14 protein-coding genes are annotated in these 15,728 nt (G+C 74.8%); 6 read left to right on the top strand and 8 right to left on the bottom strand.

The annotated features are described in order from the left end of the window. Positions 1–18: 18 nt before the first annotated feature. A complete protein-coding gene (locus ACIGW4_RS07440; RefSeq protein WP_093877469.1) occupies positions 19–258 on the bottom strand; it encodes a DUF5133 domain-containing protein in 240 nt (79 codons plus the stop codon). Between the two features lie 143 nt (positions 259–401). On the opposite strand from ACIGW4_RS07440, the gene ACIGW4_RS07435 reads away from it, so the two are divergent. Further along, positions 402–1,439: an NAD-dependent epimerase/dehydratase family protein gene (locus tag ACIGW4_RS07435; protein WP_398713293.1), complete on the top strand. Its 1,038-nt coding sequence runs from the start codon at positions 402–404 to the stop codon at positions 1,437–1,439. A gap of 23 nt (positions 1,440–1,462) precedes the next feature. On the opposite strand, the gene ACIGW4_RS07430 is transcribed toward ACIGW4_RS07435, so the two are convergent. Next, positions 1,463–2,326: a glutathione S-transferase C-terminal domain-containing protein gene (locus tag ACIGW4_RS07430; RefSeq protein WP_399578987.1), complete on the bottom strand. Its 864-nt coding sequence runs from the start codon at positions 2,324–2,326 to the stop codon at positions 1,463–1,465. 509 nt (positions 2,327–2,835) lie between these two features. Between ACIGW4_RS07430 and ACIGW4_RS07425 the strand changes: the two genes are divergently transcribed. From ACIGW4_RS07425 to ACIGW4_RS07410, 4 genes are all read left to right on the top strand, one after another. Next, the gene (locus tag ACIGW4_RS07425) at positions 2,836–3,291 is read left to right on the top strand and encodes an Rrf2 family transcriptional regulator (RefSeq protein WP_123458518.1); all 456 of its coding nucleotides are present in this window, start codon (positions 2,836–2,838) and stop codon (positions 3,289–3,291) included. A 159-nt stretch (positions 3,292–3,450) separates the two neighbouring features. Further along, positions 3,451–4,791 (top strand): acyl-CoA dehydrogenase, encoded by a 1,341-nt coding sequence (locus ACIGW4_RS07420; RefSeq protein WP_399578984.1) that lies wholly within the window; start codon positions 3,451–3,453, stop codon positions 4,789–4,791. Between the two features lie 139 nt (positions 4,792–4,930). Continuing rightward, complete coding sequence (locus tag ACIGW4_RS07415; protein ID WP_123458520.1) at positions 4,931–5,803, top strand: universal stress protein; 873 nt, start codon at positions 4,931–4,933, stop codon at positions 5,801–5,803. Between the two features lie 137 nt (positions 5,804–5,940). Then, positions 5,941–6,627 (top strand): CAP domain-containing protein, encoded by a 687-nt coding sequence (locus tag ACIGW4_RS07410; RefSeq protein ID WP_399578982.1) that lies wholly within the window; start codon positions 5,941–5,943, stop codon positions 6,625–6,627. Positions 6,628–6,731: 104 nt separating this feature from the next. On the opposite strand, the gene ACIGW4_RS07405 is transcribed toward ACIGW4_RS07410, so the two are convergent. The 6 genes from ACIGW4_RS07405 to ACIGW4_RS07380 all read right to left on the bottom strand — a co-directional run bounded on the left by ACIGW4_RS07405 (position 6,732) and on the right by ACIGW4_RS07380 (position 14,313). After that, complete coding sequence (locus ACIGW4_RS07405; protein WP_399578981.1) at positions 6,732–8,216, bottom strand: sigma-70 family RNA polymerase sigma factor; 1,485 nt, start codon at positions 8,214–8,216, stop codon at positions 6,732–6,734. 86 nt (positions 8,217–8,302) lie between these two features. Next, a complete protein-coding gene (locus ACIGW4_RS07400; RefSeq protein ID WP_123458523.1) occupies positions 8,303–8,593 on the bottom strand; it encodes a hypothetical protein in 291 nt (96 codons plus the stop codon). Between the two features lie 96 nt (positions 8,594–8,689). Next, positions 8,690–10,915, bottom strand: coding sequence for an NADP-dependent isocitrate dehydrogenase (locus tag ACIGW4_RS07395; protein WP_123458524.1), 2,226 nt, complete (start codon positions 10,913–10,915; stop codon positions 8,690–8,692). Between the two features lie 43 nt (positions 10,916–10,958). Then, complete coding sequence (locus tag ACIGW4_RS07390) at positions 10,959–12,032, bottom strand: phosphatase PAP2 family protein (protein WP_399578977.1); 1,074 nt, start codon at positions 12,030–12,032, stop codon at positions 10,959–10,961. A gap of 94 nt (positions 12,033–12,126) precedes the next feature. Then, positions 12,127–12,420, bottom strand: coding sequence for a hypothetical protein (locus ACIGW4_RS07385; protein ID WP_399578975.1), 294 nt, complete (start codon positions 12,418–12,420; stop codon positions 12,127–12,129). 45 nt (positions 12,421–12,465) lie between these two features. Beyond that, positions 12,466–14,313: a glycoside hydrolase family 15 protein gene (locus tag ACIGW4_RS07380; RefSeq protein WP_359590716.1), complete on the bottom strand. Its 1,848-nt coding sequence runs from the start codon at positions 14,311–14,313 to the stop codon at positions 12,466–12,468. Positions 14,314–14,532: 219 nt separating this feature from the next. Between ACIGW4_RS07380 and ACIGW4_RS07375 the strand changes: the two genes are divergently transcribed. Then, positions 14,533–15,324, top strand: a complete 792-nt coding sequence (locus tag ACIGW4_RS07375) for a glycosyltransferase family 2 protein (protein WP_399578973.1) — start codon at positions 14,533–14,535, stop codon at positions 15,322–15,324. The last annotated feature ends 404 nt before the right edge of the window (positions 15,325–15,728 follow it).

The raw sequence follows: 15,728 nt of genomic DNA, 5'->3' as shown, positions 1-15,728 counted from the left end.
GTGTTCATGGCAGTCACGCTAGTGGCGGCACGGGGGACGTGCTTCTCGATTCCTGATCTCTGCGGTCGTCACGTAGCGCTCCGCGGCGAGGACGGCCTCGCGGGCGGTGCGCACTCCCATCAGGACGCACAGGGTGTACGCCGTGTCCTCGAAGCGCCGGCGGGCCGACAGGTCGCACGGCCTGTCCTGCACGGTCCGCTCCTGGGCGCGGAAGTGCCGGAGCAGCCGGTCGACGGTGTTCCTGTCGGGCAGCAGCATGGCCGTTCTCCTGTCTCCTGAGTCGCTTCATATTCCCGGGCGTCGGCCGTGTCCGCGACCCATACGGACACGCTGGGTGACGGTGAGGGCCATGGGCGGCTGCCGGAATGCGCTTCCGCCGTCCATGGCGGAGGGTCGGAGACATGAATCCGAGCACGATTTCGCGCGTCGTCGTCACGGGCGCCACCGGCAACGTCGGCACGAGCCTCGTCCGGCTCCTGGCAGGCGAGCCGGGCGTCGGCTCCGTCCTCGGTCTCGCCCGCCGCCGGCCCGGCTTCGACCTTCCCGGGGTGGAGTGGGCCGAGCTGGACCTCTCCCGGGACGGGGACGAGCCCCGGCTCGCGCAGTACGTGGCGGACGCGGACGCGGTGGTGCACCTGGCCTGGCGGTTCGGGCCGACCCATGACCCGGTGGAGACCTGGCGGACCAATGTCCTGGGCTCGGTCCGCGTCTTCGACGCGGTGGCGGCGGCCCGGGTGCCGGTCCTGGTGCACGCCTCCTCGGTGGGCGCGTACTCCCCCGGGCCCGAGGGCGGCTCCCCGGTGTCCGAGGCGTGGCCGACGCACGGCTGGCCGGGCGCCGCGTACACCCGGGAGAAGGCCTATCTGGAGCGGGTCCTCGACACGTTCGAGCGGGACCATCCGCTGACCCGGGTGGTCCGGATGCGTCCGGCCTTCCTCTTCAAGGAGGAGTCGGCGAGCGAGCAGCGGCGGATCTTCGCGGGGCGGTTCTTCCCGGGGCAGCTGATGCGGCCCGAACTGCTGCCGCTGCTCCCGGAGTTCGAGGGGCTCCGGTTCCAGGTCCTGCACACCGAGGACGCGGCGGACGCCTACCGCAGGGCGCTGCTGCGGGACGTCCGGGGTCCGTTCAACCTCGCCGCGGAGCCGGTGATCGACGGGGCGACGCTGGGCGAGATGCTGAACGCCCGGCCGGTGAAGGTGCCCGCCGGGGCGGTACGGGGCGCCCTGTCGGCGGCCTGGCGGCTGCGGCTGGTCCCCGCCTCCCCGGGCCTCTTCGACGCGCTGCGGCACCTGCCGCTGCTCGCCACCGAGCGGGCCCGGCAGGAGCTGGGCTGGGAGCCGGCGGCGAGCTCGCTGGAGGCCCTGGGGGCGTTCCTGCGCGGGGTCCGCGGGGGCACGGGCGACGACACGGCCCCGCTGACGGGACGCCGCATCGGCTGACGACGCCCGCCGGAGCGGGCGCGTCAGCGTCCGGCGGACCAGTCGACGAGGCGTATCGCCGCGCCGGCGGCCTCGCGGCCGCGGCAGTGGGCGCGGTGGCGGCGCAGGAGGGCGTCGATGTCGAGGTGGCGGGCGAACTCGGGGCGGGCGGCCAGGCGCTGGGCGTAGGCCCACAGCGCGGGGTGTGCGGCGACGCGGTCCATGGCGGCGGCGTCGAGGTGCCAGCGGTGCACGGTGTCGAGCTGGACGAGGGTGACCCAGACGTGCACGTCGGCGAGGGTCGGGGCGTCGCCGAGGACGTACGGCCGGTGGGTGAGGCGGCGTTCCAGGGAGCCGAGCGCGGCGAAGAGGACGGTGAGCGGGTCGCGGTGGGCGGACGCGTCGTCGAGGCCGAGCTCGCCGGCGCGCTGGGCGGCCCGGTTGACGCTCCGCGCGCACAGGTCGGCGATCGCGTCGACGGCGTCGCGGTGCGCTTCGGGCAGCAGGTCGGGGCCGTCGCCGCGGAAGCGCAGGGCGAGGTCCCGGAGGATGTCGGGGACGTGGGTGCTGACGATCCGTCCGGTCCAGCCGTCGCTGAGGACGGGGGCCGCGGCCGGGCCGGAGTAGAGGTGGGCGCTCGCCTCGTACAACGGGCGGAGCGCGGCGTACCCGCCGTCGGGCGTGTCGGGGGTGCCGGGGAGCACGGTGAGCGGGAGCGTGGCGTCGAGTCCGAGCAGGCCGTGGGTGAGGGCGATGCTCAGACACCGGGGGTCGGACGGGTCGACGTGGAGGCGGTAGCGGTGCGGGACGGCGTAGTGGCCGCTGTTCGCGTCCCGGCCGATCCGGCCGCGGAAGACGGGCACGGCGACGGAGGCGGGCAGGAGCCGGGACGGTACGACGACGGACATGGTTCTCCCTCGGGGGTGCTCGGTGCCGGCCCGGGCGGCGCGCGGCGGCACGGCGCGACGCGGCGGCGGCCGTGCGGGGCCCAGGGCGGCAGAAGTACGGGAAGAGGAGACGGACGGACCGCGGCGGGCGTCTCAGCGGAGGGGGAGGACGCCTGCGCGGGGGCGGTGACCCGCCGCGCTGCAGACCCGCAGCAGATCGATGTGCCGGCGGGACGTCAGGGGCAGCGGGCGCGGGAGGGACGGGACGGGCGAGGTGTTCCTCCGGCCGGTGCGTCCCATGGTTCCCTACCTGTTCGCTCGGTTTCCCGTCCATGAGTGTCCGGCGGGCCGTGGGCGCCGTCAAGGGCGCGGTACGGGCCGTCTCACGGTGCAGTACGAGTCGCCTCACGGTGCGATACGGGTCGCCGCGCGGGTCCGGTACGAGTCGCCGCGCGAGCGGTCGGGCCGGCTCGCGGGCGCGCGGAACCGGCTGCGCGGATCCGACCGCACCCGTGCGGAATAATGCGCGCATGCGCATTTCAGCCAGGGCCGACTACGCGGTGCGGGCCGCCCTCCAGCTCGCCGCGGCCCAGGACGCGGGACCGCTGAAGGCGGAGGCCATCGCGGTGGACCAGGACATCTCCCACAAGTTCCTGGAGGGCATCCTCGGCGACATGCGCAAGGGCGGCCTGGTGCAGAGCCAGCGCGGCGGCAACGGCGGGTACTGGCTGGCCCGTCCGGCCGAGACGATCTCGGTCGCGGACGTCATCCGCTGCGTGGACGGCCCGCTGGTCTCCGTACGGGGAGAGCGACCGCCGGACCTGTCCTACTCGGGGCCGGCCGAGTCGCTGCTGACGCTGTGGATCGCGCTGCGGGCCAGCGTCCGGGGGGTGTTGGGAGTGTCCCTCGCGGAGCTCGCGGCGGCGGAGCTGCCGGCCGGGATCGTGGCGCTCGCGGACGACCCGGAGGCCTGGACCAACCCCTGACCGGGGCGGGCCGCCCTCCCCTCACCTGCGCCGGCTCGGCGCCGTCTCGCTCATCGATACGACCTTGTCCAGCCCATGGACGCCCCTTGGGGCCGGGCGGCCCCCTCTGTCAGTATCCCTACTATTCCAGTGGGGATACTAGGGATCGGGTGAGGTGACGTGAGTACGCCGAGGAGATCGCCGAGGAGAACAGCGATACGGACCGCCTCCGCATCGCCCGGCCGGCCCGTCGACCGGCCGGGCGACGACGAGATCTGGCCCCGTGTCACCCGCGAGCTCGCCGACGACCTCGCCGTCGACGCCCTCGCCCGGGACCGGGCCGGCAAGGCCCCCTTCGACGAGGTCGCGCGCCTCCAGGAGGCGGGGCTGCCCGGCCTCCTCACCGCGCCGGGACCGACCCGGCGGGGCGCGGACTGGCGGGCCGCCTGCGCGGTCGTGCGGGAGATCTCCGCCGCCGACAGCTCGGTGGGCGAGCTCCTCGCCCACCACTACGCGCTGTCCTGGAGCAGCCGCTTCTTCGGCCCCGCGCCCGACGCCGACGGCACGGACTCCCCCGCGCTCGCCCTCGACGTGTGCACGGCCGAGGAGCGCTGGCTGCTCGCCGGCGGCATCGAACCGCCGCACGTCGAACCCGCCCCCGGCCTCACGCTCACGCCCGCCGACGGCCCCGGCGGCGGCTGGATCCTCGACGGGCGCCGCGCCTTCGCCTCCGGCGTCACGGTCGCCGACCGGCTCGTCGTCGGCGCACGGCCCGGCGGCACCGGCGACCTCCTCGTCGTCCTCGTGGACCCGGCCCAGGAAGGGGTGTTCACGGAGGCCGCCACGGACCGGGTCGGCCAGCGCCTGGCCGGGGCCGGCACCGTCACGTTCAACCGCGTCCCGGTGGAGGCCCGGCACGTCCTCGGGTCCCTCCCGCACGACGAGCACGCCGTCGCGCCCTTCACCACCCTCGCACCGCTCGCCCTGCGGCTGCTCCTCGTCCAGGTCGGGCTCGGCATCGCCGAGGGGGCGCTCGCGGAGGCCCGGGACATCAGCCGCGCCGGACAGGCGGGCCCCGTCCCCGTCGACCGGGCGGGAGGCCCGACGGGCGCGGACGGCACCGTCGGCGCCGGGGACGATCCGTACCTCCTGCTCGCCTACGGGGAGCTGGCGACGGCCGCGCACGCCGCCGCCGCGGTGGCGGAGCGGGCGACGCACGCCCTCGCCGGGGGGCTGCTCGCCGAGTGGTCGCTCGGCCTGGAGGAACGCGCCGACATCGCCGTCCTCGTGGCGGCGGCCGAGACGGTCACCGGCCGGGCGGCCGTCCACATCACCACGCGCATCCTCGAACTCGTCGACGGCACGGCGGGAGCCGACGCCCACGACGGCGGGCCGGGCTTCGACCGCTTCTGGCGCAACGCCCGCGCGCTCACCGCCCCCACCCAGGCGGCCCACCGGCTGCGCGACATCGGGGACCACTACCTCCACGGCACCCACGCCCGACTCACGCTGCTGGCCTGAACGGAAAGGCTCCGGAGGGACGGACGGACCGGCATGTCGGGACGTCCGGCCCTCTCCTCGCACCGCCGATGGGCCCAAGCTGGGGGGAGGAGGGCCGGCCGCCCGGCGGGCCCGTCACCGCACCGACGGAGGCAGCCTGATGAGTCGTGAGATCGTCGCAGGAGTGGACGGCTCCCCCGAGAGCCTCGCCGCGGCCGACTGGGCCGCCCGGGAGGCCCTGCACCGGGGCCTCCCGCTGCGGCTCGCGCACGCGTGGCGCTGGGAACCGCTCGACCTGCCCCTCGTCCAGGACCCCGACGCCCAGCAGCGCGCCGCCCACGCCGTCCTGCGCGAGGCCGAGGCCACGATCGCGGCCCGCCACCCGGAGCTCGCGCTCACGGCCGAACTGCTCCCCGACCCACCGGTCCCCGCGCTGCTCGGCACCGAGGACCGGGCCGAGATGCTCGTCATCGGCTCGCGCGGCCACGGAGCCGTCGCCGGATTCCTGCTCGGCTCGTACGGGCAGCAGATCATCGCCGCCTCCGCCCGCCCGGTCGTCGCCGTCCGGTCCCGCGACGGCGAGCAGGCCGAACCGCCGTCGGGACACGTGCTCGTCGGTCAGCTCGGCAGCCCCGAGGACAGCGCGGCCGTGCTCGGCTTCGCCTTCGGGACCGCCGCCGCGCGCGGGGCGGCCGTGCGGGCCGTGCGCGCGTGGAGCCTGCCGCCGCTGTACGCGTACAGCCCGGCCTCGATGCGGCTCGCGGACGAGGCCGGCGGACTCGTCCCGTACGAGGAGAAGGCGCTGCGCGAGGCGCTCGCCCCCTGGCGCGAGCGGTACCCCGACGTGCCGGTCTCCGAGCACGTCGAACTGGGCAGCGCGGGGCAGGTGCTGCTCTCCGTCTCGGGCGGCGCCCAGCTGCTCGTGGTCGGCCGGCGGGCCCGGCGCGGGGCCGTCGGGCCGCGGATCGGCTCCGTCGCGCACGCGGCGCTCCACCTCGCGCCCTGCCCGGTGGCGGTCGTCCCGCAGGGCTGAGAGGCTCGGACACGGGTTGACGCGCCGTGTTGACGAGGGGTGTCGGGGCCGTGGGGGCCGGAAAGCCTTACCGCCGTCGCCCCGGTGGCCCTCCCGGCACCGGCCGTCCGGCGATCTCGGCGAGAGAACGGAGCTCCATGCGGCACCACGACCGTCCCGGCCACTCCGAAGCCCCTGAGCACCCGGCGCACCCCGGCCGTCCCGACGGTCTCCGGCCCCGCGCCGGGGGCCGGCACCGCAGACCCGGCGGGGCGCGGCGACGCGGGCCGCGCCGCCCGTCGTTCCGTACCGCCGTCGTCCTCGCCGGTTCCGCGGCGGTGGTCCTCACGGTGGTGGCCGGGACGTACGTGGCCACCCCGGCCACCGGCACGCCGGCCGCCGACGCACCCGTCGCGGCTCCGCGCGAGGCGGCGGCCCCGGAGCGGGCCACCGGGAAGGCCGCGCGGTTCGTGCGGGACGTCGTCGCGCTCGTCAACGCCGAGCGCGAGAGGGCCGGTTGCGGCCCGCTGCGCTCGGAGGGGCATCTGCGCGACGCGGCCCAGGGCCACGCCGACGACATGGCCGCCCGCGGCTACTACGAGCACCACAGCCCGGAGGGCCGGGACGCGGGCGACCGGATGAGCGGCGCCGGATACGAGTGGTCGGCCTGGGGCGAGAACATCCACCGCGGGCCGAAGACCCCGGCCCGGGCCATGGAGGACTGGATGGACAGCCCCCGGCACCGGGCGAACATCCTCAACTGCTCCTTCAAGGACATCGGCGTCGGGGTGACCCTCGCGGCCAACGGCCCCTGGTGGGTGCAGGACTTCGGCGCCAGACGCTGAGGGACCCGTTTCGGGGGCGCGACCACTTCGGCGCCGGACGCCGAGGAGCCCGTCTCGGGGGCGCGACCACTTCGGCGCCGGACACCGAGGGGCCCGTCCGCCGTTCAGGAGGCGGGCGTGGCCAGTTGCTGCACCCAGATCCTGCCGCCGGGGCCGGGCACCGACGCCACGCCGGTGTCCCGGTACCGGCAGTCGAGCATGTTCTCCTCGTGCATGGCCCCGTCCCGCCAGTCCTCGACGACGCTCTCCGGGTCGGCCGCGCCACGGGCCAGGTTCTCCGCCCAGGCCGACCACTCGTATCCGGCCGCGGTGATCCGTACGCCCGAGAAGTCGCCCTCGGGGCTGCTGTGCCCGTAGTAGCCGCGCGCGACCATGTCGCGGGCGAAGCCGCGGGCCGCCGCGACCAGCCGGGGGTCGGTCCGCAGCGGGGCGCAACCGGCCGAGGCCCGGAGCCGGTTGACGAGCGCGGTGACCCGCTCCCCCGGGTCGGCGGCCGGTCTCGGACGCGGGGTGCGGCGGGGTGCGGGCGCGGTGGTCGTGGGCGGGGGCGCGGGGGTGGCGACGGTGGCCGACGGGCTCGGGGCGGCCGGGGCCGGGACGGTCGTGGGCGCGGCGACGGGCCGGTCGGGCCGGACGTGCGCCTCCGGCCGCGGCGGTACGAGGAGGGCGGCTGCCCCGAGGACGGCGACGGCCGCGACCCCGGCGGCGAGGGCGCGCCGCGGCGGGGTCCACCGTCCGGCGGCGCCGGTGGCGTCGGGCAGCTCGGTCGTGTGGGCGGTGAGCTCCGTCGCCGGTGCGTCCGTGAGCGTGGCGGCGGCCGTCAGGGGCGGGACGAGGCCGATGCCGACGAGCAGTCCCTCGACGGGGGCGAGGCCGCTGCGGCCCGCCACTCGGGAGGTGCAGGCGGCGCAGGTGCGCAGGTGGCGGGCTATCCGCTTGCGCCAGAGCGGGGAGGGGCGGCCGTCCCAGGCCGTGAGGGTCTCCGTGAGCTCCGGGCACGGCGGCAGCGCGTCCAGGGCGCGGACCACGGCGCGGCCGGTCTCCAGGCGTTCCTTCATCCGCTGGACGCGGACGGCGGCGTGCTGCGGGGTGACGCCGAGGCCCTCGGCGAGCTCGGCGCGGGTGAGCTCGCCGGCGGCTTCCAGCCACCACAGGGCGAGGAGCTCGGCGTCGTCCTCGTCGAGCCAGCGGGTCGCGCGGGCCACGTCGCGGCGCTGCCCGGAGAGGCCGAGGCGCAGGATGGTGAGCTCGGTGAAGTCGCCGGCCGGGTCGGCGAGGTCCGTGGCCCGGTCGAGGCCGGGTTCGGGCGCCCGCCGGCGTTCGTGCCAGCGGCGGCGTATCCCGTTCATGGCGATGGCGACGAGCCAGGACCGGAAGCGGGACGGGTCCCGGAGGCCGGTCAGGCCGTCGAGGGCGCGGACCATCGTCTCCTGGACGATGTCGTCCGTGTCGGCGTGGCCGTCGAGGGCCCGGCCGACGATGTCGTGGACGAGCGGCAGATGGGCGCGGACCAGCGCGTCCCTGGCGTCCGCGTCACCCGCCCTGGCCGCCTCCACGAGGGCGGTGGTGCGTCGCTCGTCGCTGTGCATGGGTGTGCTCCCTCATCCCTGGTACGAGTCCCCCGTCATGGGAGATCCGCGGGTACGGGAGGGATAACACTTCTGCGGGACGGCTGCTATCTCGGGGGTACGGGCAGGTTCGGGACCGTGGCCCCGTTCCCCTCCCGGACGGCTGCCACGACGGCGTCGTGGAGCTCGCGGCTCTCCTCCTCCGTTCCGCACGGGACGGGACTGCCCGACATGGTGAACCAGTCGGATGCGCCGCTGTACTGCACGGCCACGCGTGCCTCGCGGTCGGCGAACGTCGTGTGCACGGTCAGATCGCCCGTGACGACGCCCACCTCCTCGGTCAGCACCCCACCTCGCCCGGTGTAGACACCGGCGGTCGTCCAAGATGCCCAGCTCATGCCCTCCAGGGTCACACCGGGGGGTGAGATGCGCCACCGACGGGACCGCCCCGGCCGGAGGAGTTCCGGCCGGGGCGGTGCGGGTCCCGCGCCGGATCAGGCGAGGGACGCGACGGCCTCGTTGAACGTGGCGGACGGGCGCATCACGGCCGCGGCCTTGGCCGGGTCGGGCTGGTAGTAGCCGCCGATCTCGGCCGGGGAGCCCTGGACGGCGACGAGCTCGTCGACGATCTTCTGCTCGTTCGAGGTGAGGGTCTCGGCGAGCGGGGCGAAGACCTTGGCCAGCTCCGCGTCCTCGGTCTGGGCGGCCAGCTCCTGGGCCCAGTAGAGGGCCAGGTAGAAGTGGCTGCCGCGGTTGTCGATACCACCGAGGCGGCGGGTCGGCGACTTGTCCTCGTTGAGGAAGGTGCCGGTGGCGCGGTCGAGGGTGTCGGCGAGGACCTGGGCGCGGGTGTTGCCCGTGGTGGTCGCGAGGTGCTCGAAGGAGGCGGCCAGGGCGAAGAACTCGCCGAGGCTGTCCCAGCGGAGGTAGTTCTCCTTGACGAGCTGCTGGACGTGCTTCGGGGCGGAGCCGCCGGCGCCGGTCTCGAAGAGGCCGCCGCCCGCCATCAGCGGGACGACCGACAGCATCTTGGCGCTGGTGCCCAGCTCCAGGATCGGGAAGAGGTCGGTCAGGTAGTCGCGCAGGACGTTGCCGGTGACCGAGATGGTGTCCTCGCCGCGGCGGATGCGCTCCAGGGAGAACTTCGTGGCCTCGACCGGGGACAGGATCTTGATGTCCAGGCCCTCGGTGTCGTGCTCCGGCAGGTACTGCTTCACCTTGGCGATGAGCTGCGCGTCGTGGGCGCGGTTCTCGTCCAGCCAGAAGACGGCCGGGGCGCCGGTGGCGCGGGCGCGGGTGACGGCCAGCTTGACCCAGTCCTGGATGGGCAGGTCCTTGGTCTGGCAGGCGCGGAAGATGTCGCCCTCGGCGACCTCCTGCTCCAGGACGACGTTGCCCTCGGAGTCGACGAGGCGGACGGTGCCGGCCTGCGCGATCTCGAAGGTCTTGTCGTGGGAGCCGTACTCCTCGGCCTTCTGCGCCATGAGGCCGACGTTCGGGACGGAGCCCATGGTCGACGGGTCGAAGGCGCCGTGGGCGCGGCAGTCCTCGATGACGGCCTGGTAGACGCCGGAGTAGCTGTGGTCCGGGAGGACCGCGAGGGTGTCGGCCTCCTGGCCGTCCGGGCCCCACATGTGGCCGGAGGTGCGGATCATGGCCGGCATCGAGGCGTCGACGATGACGTCGGACGGCACGTGCAGGTTGGTGATGCCCTTGTCGGAGTCGACCATCGCCAGGGCGGGGCCCTCGGCGAGCTCGGCCTCGAAGGAGGCCTTGATCTCGGCGCCGAGGCCGTGCGGGATGGCGTCCAGGCCGCCCAGGACGGTGCCGAGGCCGTCGTTCGGGGACAGGCCGGCGGCGGTGAGCACCTCGCCGTACTTGGCGAAGGTGTTCGGGAAGAAGGCGCGCACGACGTGGCCGAAGACGATCGGGTCGGAGACCTTCATCATCGTGGCCTTGAGGTGCACGGAGAAGAGCACGCCCTCGGCCTTGGCGCGGGCGACCTGCTCGCTGAGGAAGGTGCGCAGGGCGGCGGCGCGCATGACGGCGGCGTCGACGACCTCGCCGGCGATGACCTTCAGCGGCTCGCGGAGCTCGCTGACGGTGCCGTCGGCGGCGGTGAACTCGAAGCGGAGGGTGTCGTCCTTCTCGATGACGACGGACTTCTCCGTGGAGGCGAAGTCGTTCTCGCTCATCGTGGCGACGTTCGTCTTGGACTCGGGGGTCCAGGCGCCCATGCGGTGCGGGTGGGTCTTGGCGTAGTTCTTGACCGAGCCGGGCGCGCGGCGGTCGGAGTTGCCCTCGCGCAGGACCGGGTTGACGGCCGAGCCCTTGATCTTGTCGTAACGGGCGCGGACGTCCTTGTCCTGGTCCGTCCGCGGGTCGTCCGGGTAGTCCGGGAGGGCGTAGCCCTGCGCCTGGAGCTCGGCGATCGCGGCCTTGAGCTGCGGGATGGACGCCGAGACGTTCGGCAGCTTGATGATGTTGGCGGCGGGCGTCTTGGCCAGGTCGCCGAGCTCGGAGAGGGCGTCGGGGATGCGCTGGCCCTCCTCCAGGAACTCGGGGAAGGCGGCGATGATGCGGCCCGCGAGGGAGATGTCACGCGTCTCGACCGTGACGCCGGCCTGCGAGGCATACGCCTGGATCACGGGCAGGAACGAGTACGTCGCCAGGGCGGGCGCCTCGTCAGTGTGGGTGTAGATGATGGTCGAGTCAGTCACCAGGTGCTCCGCTCCACGTCTGCGTATGCGAGATTGCTCGACATCAAGATATCTCGTGATCGCCGTCCTCGGTAAAGGGCCCCATGAGCTCTCCGTCACCTGGGACGCCCGCGGCCTCGACGAAGGGGCCGTCGAGCCGGTACGGGGCGGCGGCGCCGTCCAGGTCGACGCGGCGGAGCAGGAGGAGCGGGATCAGGCCGGCGGCGGCGACCACGCCCGCGGCGAGGGCCTGGCCGCAGCGGTGCGCGAGCCGGAGTTCCGCCGGGTCGTACGGGGCGGTGGCGGGCAGCGCGAGGGTGTCGCCGAGCAGCCACAGCCCGGCGCCCAGGCCGGCCGCGGCGAGGAGGGCGAGCGGGACGGTGGCGAGGAGGCCGGGCAGGGGGATGCCGCGACGCGGGGCGGGGCTGACCTTGCCCTTGCGGGCGATGACGGCGAGGAGGCCGGAGACCACGGCGAGGACGACGAGGGCGGCGGCGATGACGTCGCCGGGCCGGTGCTGCCCCGACGCGATGGTGTACGTGCCGACGGCGGCGGCCCAGAGCGTGGCGAGGCCGACGGCGAGGGCGCGCTGCCGGTGGGGGACGACGAGGACCAGACCGAGGGCGACGCCGAGGGCGAGCGTGGTCTGGACGCTGGGGAATCCGCTGGGGACGAGGGCGCCGGCGGTGTCGACGAGCCGGGGCCGGGGCGCGTACCGCTGGAGGAGTCCGGTGACGGCGAGTGCGGTGACGACCGCACCGGCGGCGGCGCCGGTGAGGGCGTACCGCTTGCGTATGAGTCCGACGGCGAGGAGGAGGACGCAGCCGAGGACGAGGGAGACGGTGGTGAGCCCGGCGAGGGAGGGGTGGTCGCGGATCACCGTGACGGCCGCGGAGTCGGCGCGCCGGCCGGTCACGGCGGCGTCGCCCCAGCGGCGGCCGGTGGTGGTGAGCACGAGTCCCGCGTAGACGACCGTGAGGACGAGGACGGCCCCGAGGCAGGCGCGCCGGGTCCGGGTGCGGGCCCGGGCCCTGAACGAGCCGGCGGCCTCACCGGCCACGGCGGCGTACCACCAGGTGTCACCGGTCTTCAGCGGCCTCGGGGAGCCGCCGGCGCGGGGCCTGTCGTAGGAAGCCATGCCCCGATTCGAACCCACGCGCGCCCGTGCCGCCCGCTGGACGCACCCGAACGACACGCCGGGGCGAACCGGTCGGCCGGCCTCCGGGAGCGGCTCAGCGCTTCGAGGCCGGCCGCTGGGACACGGTCAGGAGGGCCAGTCCCGCGAAGAGGCAGCCCAGGCCGATCAGCCGGACCGTGGAGTCCGCTCCGCGGTCGTGGAGGAGCGCCGTGGACGCCTGGAGCGCGAGGGCGCTCCCCATCGCCACCTCGGCCCAGCCGAAGAGCCGGATCCGGTGGACGTGGCCCCGCTGCCAGGGCGCCACCCAGCCGCTGCGGAGCGCGGCCGCCCCGCCGAGGAGCAGCAGCAGCGCGAACAGGGCGCTCGGAAGCGCGAGGTACCAGGACACGGTCCACCCCCTGAGCCGCCGGCGCCGCGCCGGAAATCGACGCGATCATGCCACAGCGAGACGGCCCCGGTCGCGGTCGTGGCGGCGGGTGCCGTAGAGGGTGAACGCCGTGTTCACCAGGGCGACGTGACTGAGCGCCTGGGGCATGTTGCCGAGCTGGCGGCCGGCCACGGGGTCCCATTCCTCGGCGAGGAGCCCGACGTCGTTGCGGACGTCGAGGAGCCGCTCGAAGACGGCCCGCGCCTCGTCGGCGCGGCCCGTCACGGCGAGCGCGTCGGCGTACCAGAACGTGCAGGCGACGAAGGCCCCCTCGGTGCCGCCGAGGTCGTCGAGGTCGTGCGTGCCGCCGTCCCGGACGTCGCCGTACCGGCGCAGGAAGCCGTGGTCGTCGAGCCGCTCCATCGCCCGGACGGTGTCGAGGACGCGGGGGTCGCCGGCGGGCAGGAAGCCGAGCCGGGGGATCAGCAGGGCGGTGGCGTCGACCTGCCGGCTTCCGTAGCACTGGATGAAGGAGCGCTGTTCCTCGCTCCAGCCGCGGGCGCAGATCTCCGCGTGCAGTTCGGCGCGGAGCGCCTGCCAGTGCCCGAGGGAGCCGCGCAGTCCGGCGACGCGGGCGAGGCGGACGGCCCGGTCGGCGGCGACCCAGGCCATGACCTTGGAGTGGACGAAGTGGCGGCGCGGGCCCCGGACTTCCCAGATGCCCTCGTCGGGTTCCCGCCAGCGCTTGCCGAGGTACTCCAGGAGCGAGGCGACCAGGGCCCAGGCCGCGGGGTCGAGGACGACGCCCGCGCGGACGGCCGAGTAGACGGTGCTGAGCACCTCGCCGTAGATGTCGAGCTGGAACTGGCCGACGGCCGCGTTGCCGAATCTGACCGGCTGTGAGTTCTCGTACCCCGGCAGCCAGTCGGCGTGCGTCTCGGGGAGCCGTCGCTGGCCCTCGACCCCGTACAGCGGCTGGAGGTCGGCGGGATCGCCCGCGACGGCGCGCAGCAGCCAGTCGGTCCAGGCCAGCGCCTCCCTGCGGTAGCCGCTGCGGAGCAGGCAGGAGAGGGTGAAGGTGGAGTCCCGCAGCCAGCAGAAGCGGTAGTCCCAGTTGCGGCCGCCGCCGATGGACTCCGGGAGGGAGGCGGTGGCGGCGGCGACGATGCCGCCGGTGGGCGCGTAGGTGAGGGCCTTGAGGGTGAGCAGGGAGCGGAGCACGGCCTCGCGCGCGGGGCCTTCGTAGCGGAGGGTGGCGGCCCAGTCGTTCCAGAAGTCGAGGGTGCGGGTGAGCGCGTCGGCGACGTCGGCGGGCGAGGCGGGCGGCGGCGCGGGGGCGTGCGAGGGGCTCCAGCCGAGGACGAAGGCGACCCGCAGGCCGGCCGTGACGGTGAATTCGCAGCTCGTGCGCTCGGGGGTGACGTCGAGTTCGACTCCGGGCCCGCAGGAGAGGCGGGCGGAGTCGGGGCCGGCGACGGAGACGACGGTGCGCCGGTCCGTCGCGCGGGTCCAGGGGACGATGCTGCCGTGGTGGAAACGGAGCCTCAACTCCCCGCGCACGGCCACCCGTCCCGCGATTCCCTCGACGACGCGGATGATCCTCGGGCCGCCGTCGGCCGGGAGGCCCAGCGAGCGCGGCGGCATGAAGTCGGTGACCCTGACCGTGCCGGAGAGGGTCTCCCAGAAGGTGTCGAGGACCAGGGTGTCGCCCCGGTAACTCCTGCGCGTGCAGCGGCTGTTGCCGACCGGGGCGAGGATCCAGCTGCCGTGGTCCGGATCACCGAGGAGGCCGGCGAGACAGGCGGGCGAGTCGAAGCGGGGCGCGCACCACCAGTCGACGGACCCGTCGGTCCCGATGAGCGCGGCGGTCTCCAGGTCACCGACGAGGGCGTAGTCCTCAATTCGCCCTGCCATGACGGGATTGTATTCCTCTCGGAGAACACGTGCAGAAATGACCGCATGACAGGACGGTGATTACCGCCTGACCGGGCCGTTCATTCCTTCGCGGCGCGCCGCATATTCTTCCGTTTTCCTTGACGGCGTCGCCCCGGCCGCAGGATTCTGAGAAACGCGGTCCGGTCACCGGAAGGCCGAACCGACGAGCCAGGGCATACCGATGAGTAGCGGTTCCCGATGAGCAGCGATTCGCATCCCCTGCGCCGGTCGACCGACCGGACGCCCCGTTCCGGCACCCGGACGGTGAGCCTCGTCCTCACGGTCCGCCCCGGCGGCGGGAGCCCGGGGGCGGCGCTCGACCGGCTCCTCGACCAGGTGCCGTCGAGCGTGCGGGAGGTCGTCCTGGTCGGCGGGACCGCAGGCGACGGCGTCGCGCGCGAGGGGCTCCGCGTGCTCCGGCTCGGCGCCTGGGACTTCACCCGGGGCGACATCCCGCACGCGGCCCTGCTCGCGGCGACCGGCGACCTGGTCGTCCTGATGAACGCCGACGGCACCATGTCCCCGCACGAGATCCCGCATTACCTGCACTATCTGGAAAGCGGTTACGACTTCGTGAAGGGCTCGCGTTTCATCGCGGGCGGCGACTACGCCGACTATCCGCTGTCGCGGCGCCTCGGGCACCGCGCGCTGCTGCGGATCGCCCGCCGGCTGTACGGCCAGCACCTCACGGATCTCTGGTACGGATTCTGTGCGTTCCGGCGCCCTTTCGTCGATCTCCTGGACCTGCGCGAGGACGGCGTGGAGCTCGGGGCCGAACTCGTCACGCACGCGCTGCACTACGGGCTGCGCGTCGCCGAGGTGCCGAGCCTCGAACTGCCGCGCCGTCACGGTCCGTCGCACCCCCGCACGATCCGCGACGGCGCCCGGATCCTCGGCGCCCTCCTCGCCGAGCGGCCGCACACCGCCCTCCCGCGCCTGGCGCTCGGGCCTTTCCGCGGCTCCCACGGCGCCGCCGACGGCTCCGGTTGACGAACCATATCGAACAGTGCTATCGCTGAAGAAAGCAACATTTCAGGACAGACCAGGCCCTGAGCGCACACCCTCGGCAGGGTCGGTTGACGGAAGGGGCTCGCCGTGACCTCCAGCCCCCTCAGCCGAACGCCGGTGGCACCCGTTCCGCACCCGCTGCGACGTGTGACCGACTGGCCCCTCGCCGATGCCCGGCACCGCCCGCCCTGCCGCTCCCCGCACGCCGCCACCGCGCACCCGGCCCGCCGGGCCTCCGACCGGATCGGCCCCGTCGTCCCTCCGCCCCGGAGCCGGGTGTGCCGGCCACGGGGCGCCGGGCGTCGGCGGCGCGCCCGTACGGCCCACACCCGCGCCGCACGCCGCGGCAGCGGCTCAGGCCCATCGGCCTGCCCGCCCGGACCGGC

The sequence above is a fragment of the Streptomyces sp. NPDC053513 genome, assembly GCF_044544765.1.
In the GTDB taxonomy this organism is placed as follows: domain Bacteria; phylum Actinomycetota; class Actinomycetes; order Streptomycetales; family Streptomycetaceae; genus Streptomyces; species Streptomyces litmocidini.
This window is presented reverse-complemented; position numbering and strand designations above follow the sequence as displayed.

Coding starts and splice junctions, on each gene's coding strand:
- ACIGW4_RS07415 (WP_123458520.1), top strand. CDS start 4,931: ATGAGTCGTGAGATCGTCGCAGGAGTGGACGGCTCCCCCGAGAGCCTC.
- ACIGW4_RS07435 (WP_398713293.1), top strand. CDS start 402: ATGAATCCGAGCACGATTTCGCGCGTCGTCGTCACGGGCGCCACCGGC.
- ACIGW4_RS07405 (WP_399578981.1), bottom strand. CDS start 8,216: ATGCACAGCGACGAGCGACGCACCACCGCCCTCGTGGAGGCGGCCAGG.
- ACIGW4_RS07440 (WP_093877469.1), bottom strand. CDS start 258: ATGCTGCTGCCCGACAGGAACACCGTCGACCGGCTGCTCCGGCACTTC.
- ACIGW4_RS07390 (WP_399578977.1), bottom strand. CDS start 12,032: ATGGCTTCCTACGACAGGCCCCGCGCCGGCGGCTCCCCGAGGCCGCTG.
- ACIGW4_RS07380 (WP_359590716.1), bottom strand. CDS start 14,313: ATGGCAGGGCGAATTGAGGACTACGCCCTCGTCGGTGACCTGGAGACC.
- ACIGW4_RS07410 (WP_399578982.1), top strand. CDS start 5,941: ATGCGGCACCACGACCGTCCCGGCCACTCCGAAGCCCCTGAGCACCCG.
- ACIGW4_RS07400 (WP_123458523.1), bottom strand. CDS start 8,593: ATGAGCTGGGCATCTTGGACGACCGCCGGTGTCTACACCGGGCGAGGT.
- ACIGW4_RS07425 (WP_123458518.1), top strand. CDS start 2,836: ATGCGCATTTCAGCCAGGGCCGACTACGCGGTGCGGGCCGCCCTCCAG.
- ACIGW4_RS07375 (WP_399578973.1), top strand. CDS start 14,533: ATGAGCAGCGATTCGCATCCCCTGCGCCGGTCGACCGACCGGACGCCC.
- ACIGW4_RS07430 (WP_399578987.1), bottom strand. CDS start 2,326: ATGTCCGTCGTCGTACCGTCCCGGCTCCTGCCCGCCTCCGTCGCCGTG.